This is a genomic window from Bradyrhizobium sp. STM 3566, from assembly GCF_045571445.1.
GTDB lineage: Bacteria > Pseudomonadota > Alphaproteobacteria > Rhizobiales > Xanthobacteraceae > Bradyrhizobium > Bradyrhizobium vignae.
The window spans coordinates 1,331,834-1,354,239 of record NZ_CP120692.1 but is presented as its reverse complement, the minus strand read 5'-3'; the positions used below and the strand labels follow the sequence as shown (position 1 = coordinate 1,354,239).

General features: G+C 64.9%; 19 protein-coding genes. 13 read left to right on the top strand and 6 right to left on the bottom strand.

Going from position 1 to position 22,406, the window contains the following annotated elements:
• Positions 1 to 3 precede the first annotated feature (3 nt).
• A complete protein-coding gene (locus P6U27_RS06480) occupies positions 4 to 1,140 on the bottom strand; it encodes a YjgN family protein (protein WP_174221627.1) in 1,137 nt (378 codons plus the stop codon).
• Between the two features lie 309 nt (positions 1,141 to 1,449).
• Here P6U27_RS06480 and P6U27_RS06475 point away from each other — a divergent pair, with 309 nt between their 5' ends.
• The gene (locus P6U27_RS06475; protein ID WP_407193745.1) at positions 1,450 to 2,715 is read left to right on the top strand and encodes a cytochrome P450; all 1,266 of its coding nucleotides are present in this window, start codon (positions 1,450 to 1,452) and stop codon (positions 2,713 to 2,715) included.
• A 136-nt stretch (positions 2,716 to 2,851) separates the two neighbouring features.
• Positions 2,852 to 4,126 (top strand): cytochrome P450, encoded by a 1,275-nt coding sequence (locus P6U27_RS06470; RefSeq protein ID WP_122401153.1) that lies wholly within the window; start codon positions 2,852 to 2,854, stop codon positions 4,124 to 4,126.
• A gap of 279 nt (positions 4,127 to 4,405) precedes the next feature.
• Here P6U27_RS06470 and P6U27_RS06465 read toward each other — a convergent pair whose 3' ends face one another.
• Positions 4,406 to 5,326, bottom strand: a complete 921-nt coding sequence (locus P6U27_RS06465) for a LysR substrate-binding domain-containing protein (protein ID WP_122401151.1) — start codon at positions 5,324 to 5,326, stop codon at positions 4,406 to 4,408.
• A gap of 125 nt (positions 5,327 to 5,451) precedes the next feature.
• On the opposite strand from P6U27_RS06465, the gene P6U27_RS06460 reads away from it, so the two are divergent.
• The 4 genes from P6U27_RS06460 to mdlC all read left to right on the top strand — a co-directional run bounded on the left by P6U27_RS06460 (position 5,452) and on the right by mdlC (position 10,395).
• Entirely contained in the window at positions 5,452 to 6,621 is a 1,170-nt protein-coding gene (locus P6U27_RS06460; RefSeq protein WP_407193744.1) for an acyl-CoA dehydrogenase family protein, read from the top strand.
• Positions 6,622 to 6,630: 9 nt separating this feature from the next.
• Complete coding sequence (locus P6U27_RS06455; RefSeq protein WP_407193743.1) at positions 6,631 to 7,731, top strand: CaiB/BaiF CoA transferase family protein; 1,101 nt, start codon at positions 6,631 to 6,633, stop codon at positions 7,729 to 7,731.
• Between the two features lie 14 nt (positions 7,732 to 7,745).
• On the top strand, positions 7,746 to 8,597 hold the full coding sequence (locus P6U27_RS06450; protein WP_122401148.1) for a MaoC family dehydratase N-terminal domain-containing protein: 852 nt from the start codon (positions 7,746 to 7,748) through the stop codon (positions 8,595 to 8,597).
• 175 nt (positions 8,598 to 8,772) lie between these two features.
• Entirely contained in the window at positions 8,773 to 10,395 is a 1,623-nt protein-coding gene (gene mdlC, locus P6U27_RS06445) for a benzoylformate decarboxylase (protein WP_122401147.1), read from the top strand.
• Between the two features lie 172 nt (positions 10,396 to 10,567).
• Here mdlC and P6U27_RS06440 read toward each other — a convergent pair whose 3' ends face one another.
• A complete protein-coding gene (locus P6U27_RS06440) occupies positions 10,568 to 11,344 on the bottom strand; it encodes an SDR family NAD(P)-dependent oxidoreductase (RefSeq protein ID WP_122401146.1) in 777 nt (258 codons plus the stop codon).
• 77 nt (positions 11,345 to 11,421) lie between these two features.
• Between P6U27_RS06440 and P6U27_RS06435 the strand changes: the two genes are divergently transcribed.
• On the top strand, positions 11,422 to 11,877 hold the full coding sequence (locus tag P6U27_RS06435; protein WP_122401145.1) for a MarR family winged helix-turn-helix transcriptional regulator: 456 nt from the start codon (positions 11,422 to 11,424) through the stop codon (positions 11,875 to 11,877).
• Positions 11,878 to 12,071: 194 nt separating this feature from the next.
• Here the strand turns inward: P6U27_RS06435 and P6U27_RS06430 are convergent, their stop codons facing one another.
• Positions 12,072 to 12,866: an SDR family oxidoreductase gene (locus P6U27_RS06430; protein WP_122401144.1), complete on the bottom strand. Its 795-nt coding sequence runs from the start codon at positions 12,864 to 12,866 to the stop codon at positions 12,072 to 12,074.
• Between the two features lie 65 nt (positions 12,867 to 12,931).
• The gene (locus tag P6U27_RS06425; protein ID WP_122401143.1) at positions 12,932 to 13,627 is read right to left on the bottom strand and encodes a hemolysin III family protein; all 696 of its coding nucleotides are present in this window, start codon (positions 13,625 to 13,627) and stop codon (positions 12,932 to 12,934) included.
• A 183-nt stretch (positions 13,628 to 13,810) separates the two neighbouring features.
• Between P6U27_RS06425 and P6U27_RS06420 the strand changes: the two genes are divergently transcribed.
• On the top strand, positions 13,811 to 15,280 hold the full coding sequence (locus P6U27_RS06420; protein ID WP_122401142.1) for a YcjX family protein: 1,470 nt from the start codon (positions 13,811 to 13,813) through the stop codon (positions 15,278 to 15,280).
• Positions 15,277 to 16,305 (top strand): YcjF family protein, encoded by a 1,029-nt coding sequence (locus tag P6U27_RS06415; RefSeq protein ID WP_122401141.1) that lies wholly within the window; start codon positions 15,277 to 15,279, stop codon positions 16,303 to 16,305. The genes P6U27_RS06420 and P6U27_RS06415 overlap by 4 nt, the downstream gene beginning before the upstream one ends.
• Before the next feature lie 172 nt (positions 16,306 to 16,477).
• On the opposite strand, the gene P6U27_RS06410 is transcribed toward P6U27_RS06415, so the two are convergent.
• Complete coding sequence (locus tag P6U27_RS06410) at positions 16,478 to 18,007, bottom strand: glycosyltransferase family 39 protein (protein ID WP_407193742.1); 1,530 nt, start codon at positions 18,005 to 18,007, stop codon at positions 16,478 to 16,480.
• A 375-nt stretch (positions 18,008 to 18,382) separates the two neighbouring features.
• Between P6U27_RS06410 and P6U27_RS06405 the strand changes: the two genes are divergently transcribed.
• The 4 genes from P6U27_RS06405 to P6U27_RS06390 all read left to right on the top strand — a co-directional run bounded on the left by P6U27_RS06405 (position 18,383) and on the right by P6U27_RS06390 (position 22,383).
• A complete protein-coding gene (locus P6U27_RS06405; RefSeq protein WP_122401139.1) occupies positions 18,383 to 20,116 on the top strand; it encodes an adenylate/guanylate cyclase domain-containing protein in 1,734 nt (577 codons plus the stop codon).
• Between the two features lie 337 nt (positions 20,117 to 20,453).
• Entirely contained in the window at positions 20,454 to 21,653 is a 1,200-nt protein-coding gene (locus tag P6U27_RS06400; RefSeq protein WP_122401138.1) for a molybdopterin-dependent oxidoreductase, read from the top strand.
• Positions 21,654 to 21,665: 12 nt separating this feature from the next.
• Positions 21,666 to 21,974, top strand: coding sequence for a cytochrome c (locus P6U27_RS06395; RefSeq protein WP_162500136.1), 309 nt, complete (start codon positions 21,666 to 21,668; stop codon positions 21,972 to 21,974).
• A gap of 208 nt (positions 21,975 to 22,182) precedes the next feature.
• Complete coding sequence (locus P6U27_RS06390) at positions 22,183 to 22,383, top strand: cold-shock protein (RefSeq protein ID WP_008563500.1); 201 nt, start codon at positions 22,183 to 22,185, stop codon at positions 22,381 to 22,383.
• Positions 22,384 to 22,406: the final 23 nt, after the last annotated feature.

The window sequence follows — 22,406 nt, the reverse complement described above, 5'->3', positions numbered from 1 at the left end:
AGCTCAGAATCCCGCAACATCAAGCCCGTCGGCAAAACCTTCGCCGAGCGCGCTTGCAAGCTGACCGCTGCCGCGCACATCCGCCGCAGCCCCGATATTGTGCACCTCGACGGTTTCCAGAACCTTGGCCCAGAGATCGCGCTGGAGATAGACGCGCATGACGATGTTGGCGCCGAGCGCAAGGGCGAAATAGCCGATAACCGTCACCACCAGCATCGGGATGTTCACCCCAGGCGCGGCGCCCTGCGCCGACGGCGCGAGGTCAAGCTTGACGGTGATCGCGATGGCAGCACCGAGATAGGCGCCGTATATGATCGTCAGCAACAACCACCAGCCGATCACTTTCCAGTACAGGCCGTAGAATGCGTGGTGCGGCAAATCCGAGGACAGGCCGACGTCGCCGATGCGGATGCCGTTGAGCCACCAGCGCCACTCGCGCGCCTTGAACTCGGCATAGAGGAACGGCGCAGCCGGGAAGAAGAGCAGCGCGAGCGGCGTGAGAAGCCACAGCCACCAGCCGCGCTTGAAGAACTCCCAGCCATCGCCGTCGAAATCGCCCTGCAGATCGCCGAAATGCGTGTGCTGCATCTTGTAGCGCTCCAGCGACGCCTCCCGCCAAGGCAGCGCCAGACCGAGCGTGAGGAACATCAGCAGGCCCCAGGCCATCGCGCGGGACGAATAGGCCCAGCCGGAGCCGTCCATCCAGAAACGCACGCCGCGCCAGACCGTGCGCGTCAGCCGATAGCGCCGCGCGCGATAGATCGCGAACTGGCCGAACGCGTAAAACGAGACGAACAGCGGCGTCGAGGCAAAACCCTTCCAGCGCTCGAACTCGATGCCGACGAGGAAATAGACGACGTAGATCGGCACCAGAATCGCGAGCGCGACAAGGAAGCCGAACAGAAGTTCCCTGGCCCGCCCGGTGTATTCGGCGGCGTCGCCGTCGATCGCAGTGTTCGACCACAGATGACGGCGGATGTCGGTGACCAGCCAAAACCGGTAGAAGCCGAAGGTAATGAGCTCCAGCATGGCACCCTTCGTTACCAATTTGCGGAACTCAGAGCGATTGCCGGTGAAATCGACTCGCGTTGGCGGCAGAGGCGGCGGCAACGGTTCGGAGCCGATGGGCACCCATTGCATGTCGTTCACGGCGGCAACCTCGGGATGCGGGCCTGATCCGATCAAACTATAGATCAAAGGTTAGTCGATCCCCAAGATCGTCGGGTTCGATTTGCCTCGATTCCAGTCGATTTCTTGCAGGATTCCTCGGCCAAGGGCGTGCGGGAGATCACGCTGGCGAATCCCCCTGCGGTCCAGGTCGCCTCTCGCAAGGGTTGGGTGTGGCAAAACTCTCCCTTGCTCCGACGCAGGCGACCGGCTGTAATTGCAAATCAAATACCGCAGCGCAGAATTCAAAAATGACGTGCGGAGAACCCAGGGAGAACGGTCATGCATGGGACCATCGAGAGCGCGTCCAAGCTCGACGCACTTCGCGAGCGCGCGTCGACATTGCCGCTGGAGCAATTCGATCCGGGTGACCCCGAATTGTTCAGGACGGATACGTTCTGGCCGTATTTCGATCGCCTGCGCCGCGAAGATCCCGTGCATTACTGCAAGGACTCGATGTTCGGCCCGTACTGGTCGGTGACGCGCTACAACGACATCATGGAGATCGAGACCAACCATGCGGTGTTCTCCTCGGCCTCCGCGCTCGGCGGCATCACCATCCGCGACATCGATCCGGATCTGCGCCGCGAGAGCTTCATCTCGATGGACCCGCCGCGCCATGCGGCGCAGCGCAAGACCGTGGCGCCGATGTTCACGCCGACGCATCTGGACAACCTCGCCATCAACATCCGCAAGCGCTCGGCCGAGTGCCTGGACAACCTGCCCCGCGGCGAGGTGTTCGACTGGGTCGACCGCGTCTCGATCGAGCTCACCACGCAGATGCTCGCGGTGCTGTTCGACTTCCCCTGGGAGGACCGCCGCAAGCTGACGCGCTGGTCGGACATCGCCACCACCATTCCCGGGCCCGAGGGTCTCGTCGCGACCGAGGACGAGCGGCAGGCCGAGCTGACCGAGTGCGCGCAGTATTTCTCGCGTTTGTGGAAGGAGCGCATCGCGCAGCCGCCGAAGAGCGATCTGCTCTCGATGATGGCGCATGGCGCCGCCACGCGTGACATGGACGCGAAGAACTTCCTCGGCAATCTCATCCTCTTGATCGTCGGCGGCAATGACACCACCCGCAACACCATGTCGGGTTCGATTCTCGCGCTGAGCCAGCATCCGGAGCAATACCGCAAGCTGTGCGACAATCCTGATCTGCTCGACAGCTTCGTGCCCGAGGTGATCCGCTGGCAGACGCCGCTGGCGCATATGCGGCGCACGGCGCTCTCCGACTTCGAGTTCCGCGGCAAGCAGATCAAGAAAGGTGACAAGGTCGTGATGTGGTACGTCTCGGGCAACCGCGACGAAGAGGCGATCGAAAAGCCTTACGATTTCATCATCGACCGTGCCCGCCCGCGCACGCATCTCTCCTTCGGCTTCGGCGTCCACCGCTGCGTGGGCCTCAGGCTTGCTGAACTCCAGCTCAAGATTGTTTGGGAGGAGATCCTCAAGCGTTTCGACCATATTGATGTGGTCGGCGAGCCCAGGCGGGTCTATTCGAGCTTCGTGAAGGGGCTGGAGGCGTTGCCGGTGAAGATTGCGGCGTGAGAGAACTGAAAACTCCCTCTCCCCGTTCTTACGGGGGAAGGGTCGGGATGAGGGGCTCTTCTCCGCGAATACGCTGAGAGGCGGACTCGCAGAGAGTCCCCCTCACCCGGAGTGCATCTTCGATGGAGCCACGACCATGAACATCCAAGCGCCGGTTAAAGTGGACAAAGCCGAACGCCTGCGCAGGGCGCGCGAAGAGGCCTATGCGACGCCATTGTCGCAATTCCACCCCGGTGCGCCCAGGCTGTTCCAGGACGACACGCTGTGGCCCTGGTTCGAGCGGCTGCGCAAGGAAGAGCCGGTGCATTACTGCACCAACGCGCCGATCGAGCCGTACTGGTCGGTGGTCAAATACAACGACATCATGCATGTCGACACCAATCACGGCATCTTCTCCTCGGACTCGACGCTCGGCGGCATCTCGATCCGCGACGTGCCGGAAGGCTACGACTGGCCGAGCTTCATCGCGATGGACCAGCCCCGGCATTCGGCGCAGCGCAGGACGGTGTCGCCGATGTTCACCCCTCAGCATCTGGACGAGCTGGCAAAACTGATCCGCCAGCGCTCGCAGACCGTGCTGGACAATCTGCCGCGCAACGAGACCTTCAATTTCGTCGAGCGCGTCTCGATCGAGCTGACGACGCAGATGCTGGCCACCCTGTTCGACTTCCCCTGGGAGGAGCGGCGCAAGCTGACGCGCTGGTCCGACGTCTCCACTGCGCTGCCCAAGAGCGGCATCGTCGCCTCGGCCGAGGAACGCCGCCGCGAGATGGACGAGTGCTACGCCTACATGTCGAAGCTGTGGAACGAGCGCGTCAACTCCGAGCCGCGCAACGATCTACTGTCGCTGATGGCGCACAACCCGGCGACGCGCTACATGGATCCCGACAATCTCATGGGCAACATCATCCTGCTCATCGTCGGCGGCAATGACACTACGCGCAACACCATGACCGGCTCGGTGCTGGCGCTGAACGAGAACCCAGAGCAGTATGACAAGCTGCGGGCCAACCCGGCGCTGATCGATTCCATGGTGCCGGAGGTGATCCGCTGGCAGACGCCGCTGGCTCATATGCGGCGCACGGCGTTGCAGGATACCGAGATCGGCGGCAAGCAGATCAAGAAGGGCGACCGCGTCGTGATGTGGTACGTCTCCGGCAACCGCGATGACGAGATGTTCGAGAAGCCGAACGAGTTCATCATCGACCGCCCGCGCCCGCGCACCCACCTCTCCTTCGGCTTCGGCATCCACCGCTGCGTCGGCATGCGGCTCGCCGAACTGCAGCTCCGCATCGTCTGGGAGGAGATGCTGAAGCGGTTCGACCGCATCGAGGTGGTCGGCGAGCCCAAGCGAATCTATTCCAGCTTCATCAAGGGATATGAGGCGCTGCCGGTGAGGATTCCGGGGTAGGCTCCTCATCGGACTGCCTTGGGGCAAACCAGCCTCCTCAACCTCCGCTGTCATGCCCCGCGACGGCGGGGCATCCAGTACGCCGCGGCTTCTCGATTCTGGCCGCGCGGCCTCTGGAATACAGGATTGCCCGCCTTCGCGGGCAATGACGCCGAGGGTGAGATGGCGAGCGCGCTCCGAATGCTCCAGGAACTGGCGTCCCAGCTATAAAATTCCGGCATGTCAGCTCGCGCCAGATGCGAAGGCAAGGCGACGCCCAACTGTTCTACGACACGGCATCTAACTCAACTTGATGTCCCACACGCCGTCCTTGCGGCAGGCGGCGACCTCCTCGCGCAGGAGCGCGGTGATGGCGAGGGACGCCGTCGAGGCCGGGCGGTCGATTGGAGATGCGAAAATGAGCTCGCGCGTCATCGGCTTGGAGACGGGCGCGGTTTCCAGCCGCCCCTCCGCGACCTCGCCGTGGACGGAGGAGGGCGGCAGCAGCGCAAAGCCGAGCCCCTCTTCGACGAGGCTCGTCAGTACGCGGAAGGAGTCCGCCTCGAGCTGGACGTTGAGCTTGATCTTGCGCTGGGCGGCGGCGTGCTCGATCAGGGCGCGGAGGCCGTGGGAATGACTGGGCAACACCAGCCGCTGCCGCAAAAGCCAGCCGATGTCGACGCTCTTCTTGCGCGCAAGGCCGCAGCCGCGCGGGCCGACGGCGACGATGTTGTCGCGGCCCAAGCTCTGCACGGTGAGATGCAGATCAGCCGAGCGGCCGTAGAGGATGGCGAGATCCATTTCGCCGCGATGCAGCCATTCGACGAGATGGCCGCTGTAGCTCTCGACGATGCGCAGCGAGATGCCGGGAAACTTTTCGACGCAGCGCCGCGCAAAGCGCGCCGACAGCACGCAGCTCACGGTTGGAACGAGTCCGAGCACGACTTGCCCGGACGGCGGCCCTTTGGACGACTGGATGTCGTCGCGGATCTGGTCGATCTGCCGCACGATGCCGGAGGTGCGTGCCAGCAGCAGCCGCCCGGCCTCGGTCAGCACCATGCCGCGGCCGTTGCGGGTGAACAATTCGGTGCGCAGCTCGTGTTCCAGCAGCTTGATCTGCCGGCTGAGTGCCGGCTGCGCCACGCGCAGCGTGTCGGAGGCCTTGGACAGGCTGCCGAGCTCCGCCACGCAACTGAAGGTCCTGAGCTGCCGGAAATCCATGCTTGCCAATCCTGGAAGGCTACTCCATACGCTATAACAAATGAGCATAGGGGGCGGGCGTTGTTTTCACAACGCCAGGGGATTGGCCGGCGTTATCTTAACTGCCGCTAAGAATTGGAAACGCCATGAGTCAAGAACACCACACCGAAGATTACGCCGATATTCGCGAGGCCGTCGCAAAGCTCTGCGCGCAGTTTCCCGGCGAATATTGGCGCAAGCTCGATCGCGAGATGGCCTATCCCAAGGCGTTCGTGGATGCGCTGACCGAGGCCGGCTATCTCTCGGTGCTGATTCCGGAAGAGTATGGCGGCGCGGGGCTGAAGCTTTCGGCTGCGGCCGCGATCCTGGAAGAGATCCAGCGCGCCGGCTGCAATGGCGGCGGCTGTCATGCCCAGATGTACACGATGGGCACCGTGCTGCGGCACGGCAGTGCCGAGCAGAAGGCAAAGTACCTGCCGAAGGTCGCAAGCGGCGAATTGCGGCTGCAAGCCTTCGGCGTCACCGAGCCGACCAGCGGCACCGACACCTCCTCGCTCAAGACCTTCGCGCGCAAGGACGGCAACGACAGCTACATCGTCAACGGCCAGAAGATCTGGACCAGCCGCGCCGAGCATTCCGATCTGATGATCCTGCTGGCGCGCACCACGCCGAAGGAACAGGTCAAGAAGCGCACGCACGGCCTATCCGTGTTCATCGTCGACATGCGCGAGGCGAAGAACAATGGCCTCGAGATCCGCCCGATCCGCACCATGATGAACCACGCCACCACGGAGGTGTTCTTCACCGACATGAAGGTGCCGGCGGAGAATTTGATCGGCGAGGAAGGCAAGGGCTTTCGCTACATCCTCTCCGGCATGAATGCCGAGCGCATCCTGATCGCCGCCGAATGCGTAGGCGACGCCAAATGGTTCATCGCCAAGGCGACGAACTACGCCAAGGAGCGCAGCGTTTTCGGCCGGCCGATCGGGCAAAATCAGGGCATCCAGTTCCCGATCGCCAAGGCCTACGCCTCGATGCGCGCGGCCGAGCTGATGGTGAAGGAAGCCACGCGCAAATACGAGGCCGGGCTCGACTGCGGCGCGGAGGCCAACATGGCCAAAATGCTGGCGGCGGACGCGTCCTGGGAGGCGGCGAATGCCTGCATCCAGACCCATGGCGGCTTCGGCTTTGCCGAGGAATACGACGTCGAGCGCAAATTCCGCGAGACGCGGCTCTACCAGGTGGCGCCGATCTCGACCAATCTCGTGCTGTCCTACGTCGCCGAGCATGTGCTCGGCATGCCCCGCTCGTACTGAGGCAACATCATGGGAGCACTTGACGGGATCAGGGTGATTGCGGTCGAGCAGGCCGTGGCGGCACCGTTCTGCTCCTCGCGCCTGGCCGATGCCGGGGCGGAGGTGATCAAGATCGAGCGGCCCGAAGGCGATTTCGCCCGCGGCTATGATGCGGCGGCCAGGGGGCAGAGCAGCTATTTCGTCTGGCTCAACCGGGGCAAGCAGTCGGTCGTGGTCGACCTCACCACGAAGGAAGGCCGCGCCGAGCTGGAGACGCTGATCGCGAGCGCCGACGTGCTGATCCAGAACCTCAAGCCCGGCTCGATGGACAAGCTCGGCTTCTCGCGCGAGCGGCTGCTGAAGGATTATCCCAAGCTGATCTCGTGCACCATCACCGGCTATGGCGACGAGGGCCCCTACGCGCACCGCAAGGCCTATGATCTGTTGATCCAGGCCGAGAGCGGCCTTGCCTCGATTACCGGCAATCCCGACGGAGCCTCGCGCGTCGGCATGTCGATCGTCGACGTCGCAACCGGCGCGACGGCCCATGCGGCGATCCTGGAAGCGCTGATCGCGCGCGGCCGCACCGGCAAGGGCTGCGACATCCGCATCTCCATGTTCGACGTGATGGCGGATTGGTGCACCGTGCCGCTGCTCAATGCGGAGGCCGGCAATCCGCCCAAGCGCATGGGGCTGCGCCATCCCTCGATCGCTCCCTACGGCGTGTTCACCTCGAAGGACGGCAAGGACATTCTGATCTCGATCCAGAGCGAGCGCGAGTGGAAGACGCTATGCACAAAGGTGCTGGATCAGCCCGATTTGCCCGCCGATTCCCGCGTCGCCAACATGGTCGAGCGCGTGCGCAACCGCGACTTCACCGACAAGACCGTCGCCGACATCTTCGGCAGGATGACGCGCGACGAGCTCTTGAAGCGGCTGTCGGACGCCGACATTGCCTTCGCCGAGGTCAACACCATGGCCGACCTCACCAACCATCCGCATCTGCGCCGCATCGAGATCGATACGCCGAACGGCCGTGTCAGCTATCCTGCGCCGGCGCCGATCATCGTCGGCGAGACACGCAGCTATGGCGCCGTGCCCGCGATCGGCGAGAAACCAGCCAAGAAGTAACAGAGCGAGGCGTCATGACCGAAAAGCTCGACATCGATCATTTGCGGCAGTGGATCGGGCGCAGCACCGAGGCCACCGACATCGTCACCGCGCAGCTCGTCAAGGGCCTGCGCGCGACGCTGTTCCAGGACGTCGGCGAGCCCAAGACGGGCGATGCCGCACCCTTCACGGTGCACTGGTGCATGGCGCAGCCGGTGTTTCCGATGTCGATGCTCGGTCCCGACGGCCACCCGACCCGCGGCGGCTTCCTGCCGCCGGTGCCGCTGCCGCGCCGGATGTGGGCCGGCGGCGAGATCGAGTTCTTGCAGCCGCTGCGGGTCGGCGATGAATCGACGCGGACCTCGCGCATCGCCGACGTGCAGGTGAAGACGGGCTCGACCGGCACGCTTTGCTTCGTCTCGGTCGAGCACAGCATCTCCAGCCCACGCGGCATCGCCATCCGCGAGCGGCAGGACATCGTTTATCGCGAGATGACGAGCAGCGCGCCCGCGACGGCCAAGGCGCCGCCTCCGCCGCCCAGGGCACAGCATCGCGAGACCCACGTCTCCGATCCCGTGCTGCTGTTTCGTTATTCCGCGCTGACCTTCAACGGCCACCGCATCCATTACGACCGCGATTACGTCACCAGGGTCGAGGGCTATCCGGGCCTGATCTTCCACGGCCCGCTGCAGGCGGCACTGATCATCGAGATGGCCGCCAAGCTGCGCAGCGGCAGGGCGCCGAAGAAGTTCACCTATCGCGGGCTCCAGCCGCTGTTCGAGGGCACCGAGTTCTCCGTCAACGCCAACGAGACCGCTGATGGCATGGAACTGTGGACCGCGAACGCGGAAGGACAGCCGACGATGAAGGGCACGGCGGTGTGGTGATACGCTGCTGCCTCCTCCTCTATTGCGAGCGCAGCGAAGCAATCCAGAATCTTTCCGCGGTGACAGTCTGGATTGCTTCGTCGCATCAGCGCAAAATTGCAACGCAATCTTGTCGCGAGCTCCTCGCAATGACGGGTGAGGCTGCTACCTTCCATAAACAATAGGGACGGAAACCATGGCCAAGAACGGCAAGACCGGCAGCAAGTCCGTCACCGTGAAGCAGGCGACGCTCGACCTGTTGCGCTCGTTCGGCATCGACAGGGTGTTCGGCAACCCCGGTTCAACCGAGCTGCCGTTCCTCAGCGACTGGCCCGATGACATCGACTACGTGCTGGCGCTTCAGGAAGCCTCCGCGGTCGGCATGGCCGATGGCTACGCGCAGGCGACGCGCAATGCCGGATTCGTCAACCTGCATTCGGCGGCAGGCGTCGGCAACGCGCTCGGCAACATCTACACCGCGCACCGCAACCAGACGCCGCTCGTCATAACCGCAGGCCAGCAGGCTCGCTCGATCCTGCCGCTGCAGGCGTTCCTCTATGCCGAGCGCGCGTCGGAGTTTCCGCGCCCTTACGTCAAATACAGCGTCGAGCCGGCGCGGCCCGAGGACGTGCCGGCCGCGATCGCGCGGGCCTATTACACCGCGATGCAGCCGCCGTGCGGGCCAACCTTCGTGTCGATCCCGATCGACGACTGGGCGCACGCCACAACCCCGATCGAGGCGCGCAAGGTGAGCCGGGAGATCGGACCAGAGCCTGACGCGATGAGGGCGCTGGTCACAGCGCTCGGCTCCGCAAAGCACCCTGCCCTCGTCGTCGGCCCCGGCATCGACCGCGCCGGTGCGGTCGATCTGATGGTGCGTGTGGCCGAGAAGGCCAAGGCCAGCGTCTGGGTCAGCCCGTTCTCGGCGCGCTGTTCGTTCCCGGAGCGGCATCCGCAATTTGCGGGCTTCCTGCACGCTTCGCCGGCGCAGCTGTCCGACGCGCTGCGCGAGCACGACCTCGTCGTCGTGATCGGCGCGCCGGTGTTCACCTTCCATGTCGAGGGCCATGCCGCGATCTTCGACGGCGGTGCGACCATCTTCCAGATCACGGATGACGCGGATGCCGCCGCGGTGACACCGGTCGGCACCAGCATCATCGCCACGATGAAGCCGGCACTTTCGATGCTGCTCGACCTACTGCCGGAGAGCAAACGCGCGGCGCCAAAAGGCCGCACGCTGCCGCCGGCGCCGCAGGCTGCCGATCCGCTGCCGGTCGAATTCCTCTTGCACTCGCTGTCGTTGGCGATGCCGAAAGACGCATCACTCGTCGAGGAAGTGCCCTCGCACCGGCCGGCAATGCAAAAATTCCTGCCGATGCGCGGCCAGGACAGTTTCTACACCATGTCGAGCGGCGGGCTCGGCTATAGCCTGCCCGCTGCCGTCGGCATGGCGCTGGGCAAGCCGAAGCAGCGCACCGTCTGCCTGATCGGCGACGGCTCGGCGATGTATTCCATCCAGGCGCTGTGGACCGCCGTGCAACGAAAACTGCCGCTGACCGTCGTCGTCATCAACAATTCCGGCTACGGCGCGATGCGCTCGTTCAGCCAGGTGATGCAGGTGCGGGGCGTGCCAGGGCTGGAACTGCCGGGAATCGATTTCGTGCGGCTTGCCGAAGGCATGGGCTGCGATGCGGTGCGGGTGACGAAGGCTGCAGAGCTCGGCGAGGCGCTGAAGCGCGGCATGGCGTTCGAGGGCACGAGCCTTGTCGAGGTCGTCGTGGATTCCGCGGTGCCGGTGCTGTACGGGCAAAAGCACTGAGTTGTCATCCCGGCGAACGCCGGGACCCGTACCGCGTGATCTATCGATTCAGCGCAGGTATCAGTACCGTGGGACAGAACAACTATCTGTCTTCGCAAAATTACGTCCTGTGGTTATGGGTCCTGGCGTTCGCCGGGACGACATCGAGTTTGCCGTGCCACCGACCAACATACTACGACGCCAAAAATCCCCCGTCCGCCGCCAGAACGTGGCCGACCACATACGACGACGCATCCGACGACAGCCACACCACGGCTTCCGCGACTTCCTCCGGGCGGCCCATCCGCCGCAGCGGCAGGCCGGCGCCGACCGTTGCGACATCGCCGACGCCGGCGCGCAGCATCATGTCGGTGACGACGCGGCCGGGCGCGATCGCATTGATGCGGATGCCGCGCGGAGCGTTCTCCATCGCGGCCGAACGCGTCAGCGAGATCGCAGCGGCCTTGGAGGCCGAATAGAGCGAGAAGCCGGGATTGGGATTGCGCATGCCGCTGACCGAGGCGTTGACGACGATGCTGCCTCGGCCTTTCGCCAGCATCGCCGGCAATTGATGCCGCAAGCACAGGAACAGCGCGCGGACATTGGTGTCGAACACGCTGTCGTAGATATCGGTCCCCTGCTCTTCCAGCGGCGCGCGGCGCTCCTGGAACCCGGCATTGTTGAAGGCGACGTCGAGCCGGCCGCAGCGCTCGACGGCCGCGCGCACCAGCCGTGCGACGTCATCCTCCTGCGTGATATCGGTCTTGACCGGGACGGCCTCCACGCCGCGCTCGCGGCATGCTGAGGCGGTGGCGTCGATCTCGGCTTCGCGCCGGCCGGCGACGAAAATCGCTTCGGCTCCCTCGGCCGCCATCCTGAGCGCCGTGGCGCGGCCGATGCCGCTGCCGCCGCCCGTGACCAGGCAGACCTTGCCTGTCATCCGCATCCCGGTTGGCAACGTTCCGCTCATCGTCCACTCCAAAACGCTTGCGCGCGGCGTTGCGCGCATATAGTTGTATGATACAACTATATGCCGGGAGTCAAGGGATGGCCGAGCTTTCGCTGATCGACGACATCCGCACCGCCTCGCGCCTGATGGTGCGCGAGCTCGGTTTCATGGACGCGACGGTGGCGGCATCGGACTATCCGCCCTCGGCGGTCCACACCATCCTGGAGCTCGGCATCCGCGGCCCGATGACTTCGGGCGAACTCGGCGACTGCCTGCGCCTGGAGAAATCCAGCGTCAGCCGCCTGGTGCGCAAGCTGATCGATTGCGGCGAGCTGCGGGAGACCACAAATGAGCTTGATGCCCGCAGCAAGCTGCTATCGCTGACGGCGAAGGGCCGTCGCACGCTGGAGGCGCTGCACGCCTTCGGCCGTCAGCAGGTGCGCGGCGCACTGGCGGCGCTGACGCCAGCCGAGCAGCGCACCGTGCGCGAAGGCATGATGCTCTATGCGCGGGCGCTGCGGGCGAGCCGGATGGAGGATGAGGTCGTGGGCTAGCCACACTCTCCGTGCCATCGCCCGGCTTCCGGGCGATCTCGTACTCCGAGGCGTCAACGTTTCAATCGATAGGTCGCGGCGTACTGGATGGCCCCCTTGCCGCCTTCGCTAAAGCTTCGGCGCCCCTGGGCCTCAACGCCGGCGAAGCCTTGGCGTAGCCGGGTCGCGGAGCATGACAACGTCAGGTGTGGCGGTCACTTGCCGAATTCCTCTCGCATCTTGGCCTGGATCTTGGCCATGCCGCCGATCCAGCGGTCGTAGTTCTCGGTCTTCTTGCGCATGTAGCCGAGCACCTGAGGGTGCGGCAGGATCAGGAATGTCTCCTGCTCGAGCCCGGCGAGCACGTCTTTCGCCACTTGCTCGGGCGTGAGATCGCCGTCGCCGGATTGCGGGCCCTTGGGGATGGAGCGCAGCATGTTGGTGTCGACGCCCTGCGGGCAGAGGATCGAGACCTTGATGTTGTGGGCCTTGTGCGAGATCGCGAGATTCTCGGCAAAGCCGACCGCGGCATGCTTGGTCGTCGAGTAAGCCGGGCTGCCGACCTGCGACAAGAGGCCCGCGGCCGAGATGGTATTGAGGAAATAGCCGCCGCCGCGGGCCCTCATACGGGGGACGAGATGCCGCGCCGCATAGACATGCGCCATGACGTGGATCGCCCAGCTGCGCTGCCAGGGTTCATCCGAGGCGCCCCCGGCATTTTCCGACATCGGATCGAAGCCGCCGCCGATGCCGGCGTTGGAGCAGAACAGTTCGATCGGGCCGAACTGCCGCTCGGTCTCCTCGATGACGTGGGCGATGTCCTTTTCCTGCGCGACGTCGCATTTGAAGGCGGCGCCATCGACCATGGCCGCGACCGCCCTCGCATTGGCGGCGTCCATGTCTGCGACGACGACCTTGGCCGCGCCCGCATTGTGAAAGGCCTCGCACAGCGCCTTGCCGATGCCATTTGCGCCGCCCGTGACGACCACGACCTTGCCGGTCACCTGCATGCGACGTCTCCTCTTGTCTTGTACCGCTTTGTATCGCGCCGCTCATTCCGCGTCGCGGGTCCTCGTCAGCTCAACACGAGGTCGAGCACCGCGGTATAATGGCATGCCGCGCCGGCCAAGACAAAGCCGTGCCAGATCGCATTCTGGAAGCGCAGCCGGCGCCAGGCGTGGAAGATCACGCCAAAGCTGTAGAGCAGGCCGCCCGCAAAGATGAAGCCGAGCGCCAGCGCAGGGAGAGCCCTGACCACGGCGTCGTAGAGCATGATGCCGCTCCAGCCCATCGCGAGGTAGATGCCGACCGCGACTCGGTCGAACCGGCCGGGATAGCGCAGCTTCAGCACGATCCCTGATATCGCCGCGCACCAGACGCCGGCGAGCAGCACCAGCGCGAACGCGCTGTCCTTGAGCTCCAGGATGAATGGCGTGTAGGTCGCCGCGATCAGCAGGTAGATCGCGGAATGGTCGAACCGCCGCAGCAGCCACTTGGCCGGCGACACCGGCCAGAGATTATAGGTCGCCGACAGCACCAGCATCGAGAGCAGACCAGCGACATAGATCGACACGCCGACGATGTCGGTGACATCGGAATAGACCGCCGCCAGCACCACCAGGACGGTCGCGGCGATGATGCCGGAGAGCACGCCGATCGCATGGATGATGCCGTCGGCGATCAGCTCGGCGCGGTCGTAGTTCCAGCCGATCGCGTCGGCTGCAGCGTGGACAGAATCGGACGCGAACTGTTTCATTTGGAAGACGGTCATGGCAATCCGCAAAGCGTGGCAATGCCCTCTTGCATGGGTCTTTCGGGATCGGCGTATCGTTCAAACGGCTGATTTGCCGACAAAGGCGGTGGAAGTATGAAAGCTTGATTTTCCTCAGGCAATTGCCACTTTTGTGACTAATCCGTTCTGCGTATCCCTCGCCCGAGATCCCCTCACGTTCATATGGCATTCAGTTTCCAGGATATGGTCGAGGAGGCGCGGCTGTCGGCGCGGGCGCTGATCGACTATGGCGAGCACTTCTTCAATCCGACGGTGCGGCTTGGTGTCACCGGCCTGTCGCGCGCCGGTAAGACCGTATTCATCACCGCGCTGATCCATGGGCTGACGCGCGGCGGCCGGTTTCCGGTGTTCGAAGCCTATGACTCGGGTCGGATCGCGCGGGCGCATCTGGCGCCGCAGCCTGATGATGCCGTGCCGCGCTTTGCCTATGAGAACCATCTGCGCGCGCTGGTCGAGGAACGGCGCTGGCCGAACTCGACCGTGGACATCAGCGAGCTCAGGCTCGTTATCAACTACCAGCGCCCGACCGGCGCCGATCGCACGCTGACGCTCGACATCGTCGACTATCCCGGCGAATGGCTGCTGGACCTGCCGCTGCTCCAGAAGAGCTACGAGCAATGGTCCGCCGAAAGCCTGGCGCTGTCGCGCGAAGCGCCGCGCGCGCATCTCGCGACCGAATGGCACACCCATCTCGCAACGCTCAAGCCCCAAGCGCGCGAGGACGAGCAGGCGACGCTGACGGCCGCAAAGCTCTTCACCGATTATCTGCGCGCCTGCCGCGACGAGCGGTTTGCGATGAGCCTGTTGCCGCCCGGCCGCTTCCTGATGCCCGGCAATCTCGCAGGCTCACCCGCGCTGACCTTTGCGCCGCTCGATGCGCCCGCCGGCGGGCAGGCGCCTGAGGGATCGCTATGGGCGATGATGGTGCGGCGCTTCGAAGCCTACAAGGACGTCGTGGTGCGGCCGTTCTTCCGCGATCATTTCGCGCGGCTCGATCGCCAGATCGTGCTGGCCGACGCGCTCGCCGCCTTCAACTCCGGCCCCGAGGCGCTGCACGACCTCGAGGCCGCGCTCGCCGGCATTCTCGACTGCTTCAACATCGGCCGCAGCACCTTGCTCTCCAGCCTGTTCCGGCCGCGCATCGACCGCATCCTGTTCGCGGCGACCAAGGCTGATCATCTGCATCATTCCAGTCACGACCGGCTCGAGGCCGTGCTGCGCCGCGCGGTCACCCGTGCCGTTGCGCGGGCGGAAAACACCGGCGCGGCGATCGACGTGGTGGCGCTCGCCGCCGTGCGTGCCACGCGCGAGGCGCAGGTGGCGCGTGGCCGGGATAAACTGCCGTCGATCCTGGGAACGCCGGCCGCGGGCGAAAGTGCCGGCGGCGAGTTCTTCGACGGCAACACGGAGGTTGCGACCTTTCCGGGTGATCTGCCCGACGATCCCGAGCCGCTGTTCCGCGGCACCGATGCGTTCCGCGGGCTCGCGACAGAGGCCGCCGAGAGGAGCGATTTCCGTTTCCTGCGCTTCCGCCCGCCGAAGCTCGAACGCGCGGGCAACGACGAGCCCGTGTTGCCACACATCCGCCTCGACCGTGCCTTGCAGTTCCTGATCGGAGACAAGCTCGCATGAACGACCGATCCCAGCCGCGGCGGCCGGCGACGTTCCGGCTCGACGATCCCGGCGTCCTCGTCACCGAGGCCGATGAAGCGGGACGGATCGGTCGCGACACGATCCAGATCACGCCGGAACCAGATCTCATGGCGCTGCCGGTGCCGGTTGAAGCTGCGCTGCCGGCGCGGCGCGGCGTTCCCTGGGGCACGCTGTTCTGGTCCGGCCTCGCAGGGCTGACGTTGCTCGGCACCGGGCTTGGCGTGATCCGTCTGATCGAGGATCTGTTTGCGCGCAGCGAAAGCCTCGGCTTCATCGGCCTTGCCTTCGCCTTCGTCACTGCGCTGGCGCTCGCCGTAGTGATCGGGCGCGAGGCGTTCGGGCTGGCCCGCCTCGCGACCATCGAGAAGCTGCATCAGCGCGCCGCCGCGGTGCTGGCCAGCGACGACCGGAAAGAGAGCCGCGTCATCGTGCAGGACCTGCTCAAGATCGCGCACCAGAACCCGCAGCTGGCGCGCGCCCGCGCCACGCTGGAAAGCCATGCCGGCGAGATCATCGACGGCGCCGACATGATCCGCCTCGCGGAGCGCGAGTTGATGTCATCGCTGGATGCCGAGGCGCGGCGGCTGGTCTCGTCAGCGGCACAAAAGGTCTCGATCGTCACGGCGGTCTCGCCCCGCGCCGCGATCGACGTGCTGTTCGTGTTCGTCGCCGCGCTGCGCCTGATCCGCCAACTCGCCTATCTCTATGGCGGTCGTCCCGGCGCACTCGGCATGATCCGCCTGCTCCGCCACGTCATCGCCCATCTCGCCATCACCGGCGGCATGGCCGCGAGCGACAGCCTGGTGCAGCAGATGCTCGGCCACGGCATCGCGGCGAAGCTGTCGCAGCGACTGGGTGAAGGCGTGCTGAACGGGCTGCTGACGGCGCGGCTGGGATTGGCCGCGATCGACGTGACGCGGCCGCTGCCGTTCGCGGCCTTGCCGCCGCCGAAACTGTCGGATCTGGCAACGGATCTCTTGCGGAAGAAGGACGGGGAAGAGTAGTTTCTTCGCGGCACGTGCTGGCTGCACCCTCTCCCCTTGCAAGAGGAGAAGGAAGTTCGGAGCATGCCGCGCTAAAGCATGATCCGGAAAAGTGCGAAGCGGTTTTCCGGAAAGATCATGCGTAAACAACAAGCTAAAGCGCGATGACGATTCATCCAAATCTCATCGCGCTTTAGGCGCGCTCCCGCTTTTCGGTTTCTCCCGCCAGCACCTTCCACTGGAATAGCGGCGAGTCCTTCGGCGGCGAGAGCTCCGGGGTCCAGCCGGTCAGCTTCTCCAGCACATAAGTGTCCATCACGAGGCCGCGCCAACGGCGCTCGACCTCGCCAAGTTGCTCGCGTTTCGCCGGGATACGCTCCCACAGCGACGAACGATCGTCCGGTTCGCGCCCGACATAGATCCCCGCATGTCCCCTGATCTTGTCCATGCCGGGATCGCGGAAATCCTGGAAGCGGCCGCGCTCGTTGAGCTCGATCACGGGCACACGGCCCCGGAACAACCAGCGCATCATGGCATAGGTGCGATAGTCGGTGGTCGCGATCCAGGTGGCGCCGGTCTCGTCGAGTGCAGCCTGCGCGCGCGCGGCGACCTGCTCGTAGCCGGCCTCGGCGCCGATCGGATCAATCTTGCCGAGCAGATTCCAGGGCGCGACGACGTAATAGAGAAACACGAGAACGACGAAAGCGATGCCCGAGACGATCGCCGTGTTGACCCAGACCAGTGTCGATTTGAGCATTCGGGCCGACCAGCCCTCTTTCGTCATCGTGGCGAGGTTCACCGCGGCGGCCGCAAAGCCCACCGGCCACATGAACATCGGCCAGGTGTCGCCGACGCGAAGTGTCAGCGATTTCACGAGGAAATAGAGAAACGGCACCAGCACCGCGGTGGACAAGAGGATCGCGACCGGCTCGTGCATGCGATAGCCGCGCCGCGCCGTCAACACCAGGCCCGTCAGCACCACCGGCAGCATGACAAAGCCGACCAGGCCGAATTGCAGGCCGATGTAGTCGCCGATCGTGCGCAGCGAGATGCCGTAACTGGCGGTGGCGCGCACGCCCTGGAAACGGAACGAGGCCCAGTCGTGCTGTGCGTTCCAGATCAGCACCGGCGAGAACGCGGCGATCGCGACCAGCATGGCGAGGTAAGGGTAGGGACTGCGCAACCAACGCCAGCGCCAGTCCGGCACCAGCAGGAAGGCAGCCACTGCGGGTGCGAACATGATCGCGGTGAATTTCGACAGCACCGAGAGGCCCGCGAACAGGCCGGCCGCGAGCCACCAGCGGCCATCGCCGCTCTGCGCCAGCCGCACCAGCGACCAAACCATCGCCATTGCACACGGAATCATCGCAACATCGGGCGCGACCTTGGCCATCAACAGGCCGTAATAGAGCGCAGCCTCCGGCATCAGCACGGCGACCACAATCGCACGCGTATCATGCGTGAGGCGGCGGACGAGGTCGCCGAGCAGCAGCTGCATCACCAGCATCGCGACGATGCCGCCGAAGCGAACGCCGAGAGTGGTGTCGCCAAAGATCGCGGTTCCGAAACGGATCAGCCAGGCGATTCCCGGGGGATGATCGAGGAAGCTGAGCGCAGCCTCCTTTGACCAGGTCCAGTAATAGGCTTCATCGGTGCGCAGCTCGATCGCGCAGGCATAGACGATGCGGAGCACGGTCATCGCGGCGATGATCACTGCCGCCATGACTAGAGGTCGGCGCGCGCCGCCGCGGAGGGGCTTGATGATGTCAGAGGCTGTCGTCACGGCCGCGCTTTTCGCCAACCTGGGAGGGGGAGTCAATGCGGGGAGCCCATTCGCGCTGTCGTCCCGGACAAGCGCGCGGAGCGAGCGCTTATCCGGGCCCCATAACCACAGCGAGGAGTTTGGCGAAGGCTCGCGGTTGCCAGCTCGCGCGCAAGCCGATCCTGTGGTTATGGGTCCTGGGTCGGCACGCGCCTGGGGCCCTCTTGTCCGGGACGACGGTGGCGGCTTGCCGCGCATGTGATCGGGCGAGCTGTCCGCGGGGGGAATTAAACGCTACGCTGGCTGTTCTTCTCGATGAACTGATACAACCGAATCATGGCCACCGCTCCCGTCCATATGCCCGAACTCGTCCGCGCGACCAGCGCGCGGCAGGTGCGGCTCATCTGCGGCATCATCCTGTTCTGTTATGTGGTCAGCCATTTCCTCAACCATGCGCTCGGCAACATCTCGGTCGATGCCATGGAGATCGGGGTCTACTACCACACCCTGTTCTGGCAGTTCCTGCCGGTCGCGATCGTGTTCTACACGGCCGCGCTGACCCATATGGGGCTCGGGATTTACGCGCTGTATCAGCGCCGGCAGTTCCGCTGGCGGACGATCGAGCCGCTGCAGCTCGTGCTGGGACTGAGCATTCCGGCTCTCGTGATGGCGCATGTGATCGGCGTGCGCCTCGGCCAGACGCTGTACGGACACCAGAAGCTCTATCCGCAGGAGCTCTACCTGTTCTTCGTCGCGGCGCCGGGCCGGCTCTGGCAGATGACGATCCTGCTTCTCATCGCCTGGGTGCACGGCTGCATCGGCATCTATTTCTGGCTTCGCCTCAAGCCGTTCTTCACGCGCGCGGCGCCCTATCTGCTCGCGGCCGCCGTGCTGATCCCGACGTTGTCGTTGCTCGGCATCTACCAGGGCGGCCGTAGCGTCGAACTCGAGGCCGACGACGGCGAATGGCGCACGCACAACCTCGCACGTCGCCAGGTCGGCAGCGTCGCGGAGGCCGACACGCTCGACCGCATCACCGGCGGCCTCACCGTCGGATATTTCGGGTTGCTGGGACTGGCGCTGGCGGCGCGCGGCGTGCGCGCCTGGCGCGAACGGCGCGGTGGCACGATTGTCCTGTCCTACGGCAATGGCAAGACGGTGCGCGTGCCAAAGGGTCTCTCCGTGCTGGAGGCGAGTCTGCGCCACAACGTGCCACATGCCAGCGTCTGCGGCGGCCGCGCCCGTTGCTCGACCTGCCGCATCCGCATCATCGGCGACCATGGCGCCCTGCCCCAGCCATCGCAGCGCGAGGCCTTCGTGCTCGCTCGCGTCGGCACCGCCGATCCGTCGATCCGACTTGCGTGCCAGCTGCGTCCGGACTGCGACCTCTCTTTCTTCCAGCTCTTCACGCCCCACACGCATGCGGCGGATGGACAGGCCTCGACGCCGGCGCGCATCGGCCAGGAACGCTATCTCGTCAGCCTGTTCGTGGACATGCGCGGCTCGACGCAGCTCGCCGAGAAGCGGCTGCCGTTCGACACGGTCTTCATCGTCAACCGCTTCCTCGGCGCGGTCTCGCAGGCCGTGATAGAGAGCGGCGGGCAGCCGAACCAGTTCGTCGGCGACGGCATGCTGGCGCTTTTCGGGCTGTCGGCCGATCCGCCGACCGCCTGCCGGCAGGCGCTGAAGGCTGCCAGCAGCATCGCGATGCATATCGACGAGCTCAACGCGCTCTTGAGCCACGATCTGCGCCAGCCGATCCGCTTCGGCATCGGCATCCATGGCGGCGAGGTCATCATCGGCGACATCGGCTATCGCGATCACATCGTCTTCACCGCGCTCGGCGATGCCGTCAACGTCGCCGCCCGCCTGCAGGACATGACCAAGACGCTGGCCTGCGAGGCCATCGTCTCGGAGGAGGTCCGCCGCACCGCGGACCTTGCAGGGGACGCCCTGCCGCAGCAGGAGGTCGCAATCCGCGGCCGCGACGAGCCGATGGCCGTCCGCGTGATCGCTGATGTGAGGGAGCTGGGGGCGCTGGTCGATGGACGCGAGCGCGTTGCGGCGTGAGGCGCGAGCCAAGCGACAGGTGCGCTCTGTCCCCCGCTTGCGGGGGAAGGTTGGGGAGAGGGTCTCTCCGCGACGGGACAATCCCCTAGAGGAAAGAGCCCTCACCCGGCGCTTTGCGCCGACCTCTCCCGCAAGCAGAAGAGGGCGAGCGCACCGCCGCTACCGCCACGACTCGCCACTCTCTCCTCGCGCCGCGTAACACCGGCCTGCTGCAACGCAGCGGCATGGGCTTGCTGCGAAAGCACGAATTGACATCATCCAAATCGTTGCGACAGATGAGCACGGGTCTTACGGTGATGACCGCTGGTCCAACGAAAAGCTCCGGGAGGAGACCAGAATGTTCGATCGACGCGACCTGCTCAAAGGAGCGGGGCTTGCCGCGCTTGCGGCCACACTGAATTCCACCAAGGCGCTGGCACTCGACACCGTCACCCTGCCCTTCGCCAATGGCGAACGGCCGCTGGTGAAATATCCGCAGAAGCGGCCAATGATCGGCCTCACCAGCCGGCCGCCACAGCTCGAGACGCCGTTTGCGGTGTTCAATGACGGCCCGATCACGCCGAACAACGCGTTCTTCGTGCGCTATCACCTCTCCGACCTGCCCTACAATCTCGACCCCGACAAGTTCACGCTCGAGGTCAAGGGCAAGGTCGACAAGCCGCTGAAATTGTCGCTGAAAGACATCAGGAAGATGAAGGCGACGGAGATCGTCGCCGTCAACCAGTGCTCGGGCAACAGCCGCGGCTTCTTCGAGCCGCGCGTCGCCGGCGGCCAGCTCGCCAATGGCGCGATGGGCTGTGCGCGCTGGCGCGGCGTGCCGCTGAAGGCGGTGCTGGAGTTGGCGGGCGTTCAGACCGGCGCCAAGCAGGTGACGTTCAACGGCATGGACGGGCCGGTCAACGACAAGACGCCGGACTTCATCAAGGCCCTCGACATCGATCACGCCACCGACGGCGAGGTGATGCTGGCCTATGGCATGAACGGCGAGGACCTGCCGTTCCTCAACGGCTTCCCGCTGCGCCTGATCGTGCCCGGTTATTACGGCACCTACTGGGTCAAGCACCTCAACGAGATCACCGTCATCGACAACGTCTATGACGGCTTCTGGATGAAGTCGGCCTATCGCATCCCTGACACGCCCAACAACGCGGTCGAGCCGGGCACCGCGCCGAAGGCAACGATCCCGATCAACCGCTTCACCATCCGCTCCTTCATCACCAGCGTCCCCGATGGCGCCAAGCTGAAGGCGGGAGCGACCACCCTGCGCGGCATCGCCTTCGACGGCGGCAAGGGCATCAAGGAGGTCCAGGTCTCCACCGACGGCGGGCAGACTTGGGTGAGCGCAAAGCTCGGCAGGGACCTCGGCAAGTACGCCTTCCGCGAATGGAAGCTGCCGGTGAAGCTCGCGGCAGGCAGCCATGAGCTCAAGGTCCGCGCCACCGGCAATGGCGGCGAGACACAGCCGGATACGCCGCGCTGGAACCCGGCGGGTTATTTGCGCAATGTCGTCGAAACCGTCCGCGTGACGGTGGCCTGAAGGAGACTGATCATGCAGCGCACCGTTCTCCTCGCCATCGCGCTCACCCTCGCCGCGGCAGTGGGTTCAACGTTTGCCGCGCCGGTCAATTACAAGACCCCCGACGAGATCGCGGCGTTCAAGCCGGGGCCCAATCTCGAGGTCGTGCAGGGCAATTGCAGCGCCTGCCACTCGTCCGACTACATCGCCACGCAGCCGCCGATGAAGGACAAGAAGGGCTTCTGGCAGGCCGAGGTGACCAAGATGATCAAGGTCTATGGCGCACCGATCGACGATGCCGATGTCGGCAAGATCGTCGATTATCTGGCAGCGACGTATTGACGGTTGGTGAGACGCGTCTGGGCCATTTGACCGCGAAACGGGCAAAACCGGCAAAAACGCCGCGAAGTTGAGCGGAATTCGGCGAAATGCCGATGTGGTTTGAGCTACCAAGCCTGCCACATTCCGCGTATCCTGCTATGACCGAACCGGCTGGTTGGCGGGGACTGGCGGTTCGAGATCTCGGAGGAAGACCCGCGGAGAAGTCGTGATGGCTAAAGGTACGGTCAAGTGGTTCAACCCGACGAAGGGTTATGGATTTATCCAGCCTGCGTCGGGTGGCAAGGATGTGTTCGTGCATATCTCGGCGGTGCAGAAAGCCGGTCTGTCCACCCTCAACGAGGGACAGACGGTGGAATACGAAGAGATCGCAAACCGGGGCAAGACCTCCGCGGAGAACCTCAAAGTATAAGCCCGCGCAGCCTTTGCTGCCTC

Bases quoted from the DNA above. Each gene is read 5' to 3' on its own strand.
- P6U27_RS06475 (WP_407193745.1), top strand. From the start codon at position 1,450: ATGCATGGGACCATCGAGAGCGCGTCCAAGCTCGACGCACTTCGCGAG.
- P6U27_RS06480 (WP_174221627.1), bottom strand. From the start codon at position 1,140: ATGCAATGGGTGCCCATCGGCTCCGAACCGTTGCCGCCGCCTCTGCCG.
- P6U27_RS06410 (WP_407193742.1), bottom strand. From the start codon at position 18,007: ATGGCGGCAGTGATCATCGCCGCGATGACCGTGCTCCGCATCGTCTAT.
- P6U27_RS06455 (WP_407193743.1), top strand. From the start codon at position 6,631: ATGGGAGCACTTGACGGGATCAGGGTGATTGCGGTCGAGCAGGCCGTG.
- P6U27_RS06420 (WP_122401142.1), top strand. From the start codon at position 13,811: ATGGCATTCAGTTTCCAGGATATGGTCGAGGAGGCGCGGCTGTCGGCG.
- P6U27_RS06450 (WP_122401148.1), top strand. From the start codon at position 7,746: ATGACCGAAAAGCTCGACATCGATCATTTGCGGCAGTGGATCGGGCGC.
- P6U27_RS06465 (WP_122401151.1), bottom strand. From the start codon at position 5,326: ATGGATTTCCGGCAGCTCAGGACCTTCAGTTGCGTGGCGGAGCTCGGC.
- P6U27_RS06415 (WP_122401141.1), top strand. From the start codon at position 15,277: ATGAACGACCGATCCCAGCCGCGGCGGCCGGCGACGTTCCGGCTCGAC.
- P6U27_RS06425 (WP_122401143.1), bottom strand. From the start codon at position 13,627: ATGACCGTCTTCCAAATGAAACAGTTCGCGTCCGATTCTGTCCACGCT.
- P6U27_RS06400 (WP_122401138.1), top strand. From the start codon at position 20,454: ATGTTCGATCGACGCGACCTGCTCAAAGGAGCGGGGCTTGCCGCGCTT.
- P6U27_RS06470 (WP_122401153.1), top strand. From the start codon at position 2,852: ATGAACATCCAAGCGCCGGTTAAAGTGGACAAAGCCGAACGCCTGCGC.
- P6U27_RS06395 (WP_162500136.1), top strand. From the start codon at position 21,666: ATGCAGCGCACCGTTCTCCTCGCCATCGCGCTCACCCTCGCCGCGGCA.
- P6U27_RS06435 (WP_122401145.1), top strand. From the start codon at position 11,422: ATGGCCGAGCTTTCGCTGATCGACGACATCCGCACCGCCTCGCGCCTG.
- P6U27_RS06390 (WP_008563500.1), top strand. From the start codon at position 22,183: ATGGCTAAAGGTACGGTCAAGTGGTTCAACCCGACGAAGGGTTATGGA.
- P6U27_RS06440 (WP_122401146.1), bottom strand. From the start codon at position 11,344: ATGAGCGGAACGTTGCCAACCGGGATGCGGATGACAGGCAAGGTCTGC.
- P6U27_RS06405 (WP_122401139.1), top strand. From the start codon at position 18,383: ATGGCCACCGCTCCCGTCCATATGCCCGAACTCGTCCGCGCGACCAGC.
- mdlC (WP_122401147.1), top strand. From the start codon at position 8,773: ATGGCCAAGAACGGCAAGACCGGCAGCAAGTCCGTCACCGTGAAGCAG.
- P6U27_RS06430 (WP_122401144.1), bottom strand. From the start codon at position 12,866: ATGCAGGTGACCGGCAAGGTCGTGGTCGTCACGGGCGGCGCAAATGGC.
- P6U27_RS06460 (WP_407193744.1), top strand. From the start codon at position 5,452: ATGAGTCAAGAACACCACACCGAAGATTACGCCGATATTCGCGAGGCC.